3 protein-coding genes and 1 pseudogene are annotated in these 4,425 nt (G+C 46.2%); 1 reads left to right on the top strand and 3 read right to left on the bottom strand.

The features are described from left to right. The 3 genes from PN462_RS18375 to PN462_RS18365 form a co-directional block, all read right to left on the bottom strand. The coding region (locus PN462_RS18375) for a Uma2 family endonuclease (RefSeq protein WP_272130281.1) at positions 1-420 on the bottom strand (420 nt) is incomplete at its 3' end. Positions 421-554: 134 nt separating this feature from the next. Further along, positions 555-2,837, bottom strand: a complete 2,283-nt coding sequence (locus tag PN462_RS18370) for an adenylate/guanylate cyclase domain-containing protein (protein WP_272130280.1) — start codon at positions 2,835-2,837, stop codon at positions 555-557. Positions 2,838-3,049: 212 nt separating this feature from the next. Then, positions 3,050-4,102, bottom strand: coding sequence for a sugar ABC transporter substrate-binding protein (locus tag PN462_RS18365; RefSeq protein ID WP_272130279.1), 1,053 nt, complete (start codon positions 4,100-4,102; stop codon positions 3,050-3,052). A 182-nt stretch (positions 4,103-4,284) separates the two neighbouring features. Here PN462_RS18365 and PN462_RS23645 point away from each other — a divergent pair. Then, positions 4,285-4,425 (top strand): annotated as a pseudogene (locus PN462_RS23645) (Uma2 family endonuclease); the annotation flags it as partial.

The following is a 4,425-nucleotide window of genomic DNA, read 5'->3' as shown; positions in this document are numbered from 1 at the left end:
TTCTAATACTGCATATTCGGAACGTTTGCTGCGATAATCGGTGTCTTGGGTGGATTCGCTGACCACTTCTACCACTAAAATTGGAGGGGGATCAGAAAGTTCAATGACTGCTTCTCGATTGGCTAATTCTTCCCATTGTTCCGTTGGTAAAACCACTACATCGGGAATTCTAGAGGTGTCCCAACGGCCTCCACGGGGAGAACGGACTCCGATTCGCATATCTTTTGAAGTCCACGGACTTCCTTGTCGAGTTGCTTCTGCTCGGAAAACATCATTGAGAAATTCTGCGATCGCGCCATGTCTTCCCGTTCCTAACGCCATTTCAACCAACGCTCCATTGACTAATTCATAACGAGTATTCGTGCGATCGCTATAATTTAGATATTCCGTAAAAGTATATTTTTGAGTAGTAATAGCCATTGTTTTTTATAGAGAATAAGAACTAGGAAACGGGAAACAGTAATACTTACACCTTGACAGGTTTTGGGTTTAACTCCATTGCTCTCAACGACACAGATATTTTGGGTCAGGAAATCAGACATTTTCCGTCTTACTTAATCTTCATGTCCCTCTTGAACATTGTACCCCCTAGGGTTTATGTAGTTTTGACACCGATTATAGTAAATTTCTGCAATAATATCAAAAGGATTATTCTGTAAATAAGTAGTAAACAACTGAGCCGCTTCAGGATATTGTTTTAATTGATAGAACAAAAGAGCTTGCTCAAACTTAGTCCGATTTTGGCGTTTCGATTTCCGTAAGGGATCAGGATCAGTATCAAACACTTCAAAAATTGAAACTTGTTCCGTTTTTCCCTTAACCCGCACATTATCAATTAAACGAATATCATATTGATGGGGAAAATCTAACTTGAGAAAGGTTTGATGAGAAATGAGCAAAGACGTTTGATATTGTTTCGTTAACTGTTCCAGACGAAACGCCAAATTTACCGTATCACTAATCACGGTACTCGAACGCCGTTCTTTTCCCCCAACTGTCCCTAACATAACTGCACCTGTATTAATACCAATGCCAATTTGAATCGCAGGACGACCGGGACGTTGGCGGGTTTGGTTATATTCTGTTAATCGCTGTAACATTGAGATGGCCGCCTGTACTGCGTCATCTGCTCCCCCTGGAAATAAAGCCATAATGGCATCCCCAATAAACTTATCAATAAACCCGTGATGTTGTTCGATGGCCGGTTCCATACGACAAAGATAGGCATTAATAAAGCAGAAATTATCTTTAGGGGTCATCTGTTCGCTGAGGGTGGTAAAGTTGCGAATATCGGCAAATAACACCGCCATGTCCTTTTCCACCGCATCCCCTAACTGGACTTCCACAATACTGGGTTTCTCCAAGAGATCAAGAAATTCTTCTGGAACAAAGCGTTGATAGGCTATATTGAGTTGTCGGAGTTGTTCGGTGAAGCGTTGTCGTTCCGCTTCTGCTTGTTTGCGGTCGGAAATATCTTGTAAAGCAGCGATCGCATAACTAATTTCCCCCTCCCCATCATAAATCGGCGTTCCCCAAATCTCTAAAGGAATCCGTTGCTCCCCCTGTACCACCTCGAGATCATCATGATGACTACTTTCCCCCTGCAAGGCCCGTAAAATCGGTTGTCGGTCCGCCGGGTATAATTGATCCGTCCCGGCCAAATAGGTGCGATAAACCGTCATAAAATTCTCCGCAGAAACCGACTGCACCACCCCTTGACCTAATAACTGTTCCGCCCGTTTATTGGCATAATAGGGTTTCCCCGTCCTATCCACCACAAACACCCCCACCGGGACCGCTTCTAAAAACTGCGTCAACTTACTCTCACTTTGAATTAACGCATCATTGAGAATCTGCATTTTCTGGTTACTCTGTTCCAAATTCACAAAGGAATCCCGTAACCGATGGGCCATATCCTGAAACGAAAGGGCCAGTTGTCCCAACTCATCTTTATGGGTAATGCGGATTTGATAATTCCACTTGCCACTACTCAATTTTTGCACAGCCTCCTGTAATTGGCGCAGGGGTAACAGGATGCGGTGTCCCGTAAAATGTAACGTATTAGAAACCAAAGCGATAGCAGTCCCCACCACCACCAACCACACCGCACCCACCACCACAAACACCACCACAAACTCCTCAATGGGTTGTTCCACCACTGTCAACCACGGCACAACCTCCAACCGTTGTGCAAAAGCCAACACCCATTTTCCCCCCAACCCCCGATGAATATTCAACCCAGACCTGGCAATATCCAAAGGAGAACGGCCAATAATCTCCTGTAACAGCACTCCCGCTTCCTGATAGCGACGGTTACGAAAAGCAATAATTTGCCCATCTTCCTCCACAATATAGGCGTATCCCCCATCCCCCACCTGTACATTAATGGTTTCATTCCAAAGTTCATTAAGCTCAACCACCACCAGTAAATCCGCCACCGGAAGACCAATATCATCTGTCACGGGAATGGCCATCTTAATATAGGGGGATTGGCGGTCAAACTGCACATCGCTAATATAAACCTCATTCACCGCCAAATTACTGGGAATATCCGAGAGAGACACCTGAGATAATTGTGACCGTCCTACGCGACTTTGCTGAAGGTTGACTTCTCCCGTAGGACTCACCAAGAACACATCTAAAAAAGAGGGATTCCGGGATAACATACTCCGCAAGACCGCATTTTTATCCGTCGTGGTGGCCAAAGAGGCACTACTGGCGACTAAATCACTTTTCAGTTCTAATAAAAACAAATCAAAGGTGCTAACCGCTTGAGCATTGACTCGTTCTAATTTCCGCTTCGTCCGTTCCACCGTCGTCGTTAACCCCAAGGTCATGGCCGTCACTAATGCCAGGACACTAATGACACTCAGGACAACAACCCGTCTGGCAATATTGCGACTCAGAGAGCGACGCTGCTGACGGGAGGGTTGAAAAAATTTGATCCAAGTGATGAGTCTGGATAAACGACGAATGGAAATTTTCGTAATCTTCTCCTCCTAGCAAGCATCAGGGTTAGTTCCGCCGTGTGAAGACCCATGTCGATTCTTCACTTCTCCCTATCAATGTTAGCTTGATTAATTAAGGGAATGTTAGGCATAACGACCCGATCTGGAAAAGTCTCCCCATTTTCGAGATGACGGAGGAGGAGTTGTAGGGATAAGCGAGCTTGTAAGGCGGGGGTTTGGTCAATGGTGGCGGCAATTTTACCGTTTTGAATGGCGTTTAAGGCCGGTGGCATGGCATCAAAGCCGGTGATCAGGATATCTTCTTCTTGTCCGGCTGCTTCTACGGCTTCCCTGGCCCCTAGGGCCATGGCATAATTAGCGGCTATAATCGCGTCAATGTCTGAATATTGGTCTAACCAGTCTTGGGTAATGGTTTTGGCGTTTTTTTGGGACCAGTCGGCAGATTGGGTGTCTAGAATATTAATATTGCCGCTTCTTAGGCCAGCCAAAAAGCCGTTTTTCCGGTCAACGGCGTTTTGTTGTTCTAAACTCCCATCGAGGAGGAGAACATTGCCTTGGCCGTCTAGTTGCTCGACGACCCATTCTCCCATGACTTTTCCGCCAGCGACATTATCAAAGACGACAAAGGTGAGAATGTCTTCGCTGTTGAGGGGGGTATCCATGGCGACCACGGGAATGCCTTGATTGATGGCTTTTTCGATGACGGGGGCGAGGCGGATGGAGTCTGTCACCATAATGACCATGCCATCAATGTTGCCTGCTTGGAGGCGGTTGTTAATGGCGCGAATTTGGTCTTCTACGCAAGTATGGCAGGTGTTGGGCAGGAGTTCGACTTGGAGGCCAAAGTCTTCGGCGGCTTGTTTTGCGCCGTCCCAGACTTGCACTTGGTATAAGTCCCCGTGTTTCTTGGTTTCGGGGTTGTAGCTGTCTTTCACGACGACTAGGATATTCCAGGGTTGACTGGCTTTAATTTCTTCTGCGGGGATTTTAAAATCCGATTGGACGGGGGTTGTGATGGGGGTGGGTTCGGGACTGGTGGTTTCGATGGGAGGAGGGGGGCTATTTTGGCAACCGGAAATGGCGATCGCGCCTAAAATTCCCCACAGGAAACCCGTAATGACTTGCTTACTCATCGCTCAACTCGCAACATTCAATCCTAATACTCTAATTTATCTGTTCTCAAGGAGAAATTCCCCCTTTTTCTAGTTTGATGCAACCTAGGTAGAATGGACAATCTTGACAGGAGTGATTAAGAGGGCAGAAGGATTTAAGGTTGATATAATCGAGGCATCTTGACCGATTTATAGCCTTAACCATGAACGTAGATGGGAAGACACAAAGTCTGATTATTCCCGAACAGTTACGAGTTACCCCCGAACAGTTCGCTCAGATTGCCAGTGCTAATCGTGATCTGCGTCTGGAACAAACGGCAACGGGAGAATTGATTATTATGCCC

It is taken from the genome of Spirulina sp. CS-785/01 (assembly GCF_028330525.1).
GTDB lineage: Bacteria > Cyanobacteriota > Cyanobacteriia > Cyanobacteriales > Spirulinaceae > JAQMSD01.
This window is presented reverse-complemented; position numbering and strand designations above follow the sequence as displayed.